Annotated in this window: 1 protein-coding gene; it reads right to left on the bottom strand. The window is 55.7% G+C overall.

The window, feature by feature from the left end:
- A partial coding sequence (locus ACZRMS_RS26255) for an immunoglobulin-like domain-containing protein (protein ID WP_463997641.1) occupies positions 1–1,189 on the bottom strand: 1,189 nt, incomplete at both ends.

The following is a 1,189-nucleotide window of genomic DNA, read 5'->3' on the forward strand; positions in this document are numbered from 1 at the left end:
AACCAAAGTTGCGGTGTAAACGATTTCGCCGCCTTCGCCGACAGTTTTAGTCGCGGTCAGAACCACATCGACCTTGTCGATGGTGTCGTTGATCTGCGTCGTTGCGCCGTCGCCAGCGACTACGAGCTTCTCGAAGTTGCCACCCGCGGTGCCGGTGATCTGGACGGTCTGGGTGCTCTTATCGATGAACACGTCATCGCCTGGGGCATCAACAATCACGGTACCAACGGTTTCGCCGGCTTTGATGGTGATGGTTTGCTTGTTGTCGAGCGTCAGGGTGACGTCGGTATCCGCTTTATTAGAAAGCGTAGCGGTGTAGGTGATTTTCCCGCCTTCGTTGACGGCGCTTGGCGCGGTCAAGGTGACGGTGGTGGTGTTGTCGGTGCCCGGTGTGTCGGTGACAGTCGTGGTGACCTTGTCAGTGCCTGGAACCAGATTTTCGAAGTGCCCGCCGCCAGTTACTTCCTTGATGCCGGTAGTAACGGTTTGGTCGCCTTTGTACACATCGTCTGGCGCTACAGCCGAAACAGTACCGCTCGACTCGTTCACACCGATAGTGATGACCTGTTTGTTATCGAGGGTGATGGTCAGCGGGCCAGTGGTGTTGGTGACTGGCTTGCCGTCCTTGTCGACCAGGGTGGCGGTGTAAACGATCTCGCCGCCTTCGCCGACAGTTTTGGTGGCAGTCAGCACCACATCAACTTTGTCGATGGTGTCGTTGATCTGCGTCGTTGCACCGTCGCCAGCAACCACCAGCTTCTCGAAGTTACCGCCTTCAGTACCGGTGATCTGGACGGTCTGGGTGCTCTTATCGATGAACACGTCATCGCCTGGAGCATCAACAATCACAGTACCAACGGTTTCGCCGGCCTTGATGGTGATGGTTTGTTTGTTGTCGAGCGTCAGGGTGACGTCAGTGTCAGCCTTGTTGCTCAAGGTGGCGGTGTAAGTAATCTTGCCGCCTTCACTCACTTCAGTCGGAGCCGAAAGGGTCACAGTAGTGGTGTTATCAGTACCTGGGGTATCCGTCACCACGGTGGTGACTTTGTCAGTACCTGGAACCAGGTTTTCAAAGTGCTCGCCACCGGTGACTTTTTCGATGCCGGTCGTAACAGTCTGGTCGCCTTTGTACACATCATCTGGCGCTACAGCCGAAACAGTACCGCTCGACTCGTTCACACCAATGGTG

This window comes from Pseudomonas sp. B424, from assembly GCF_055408345.1.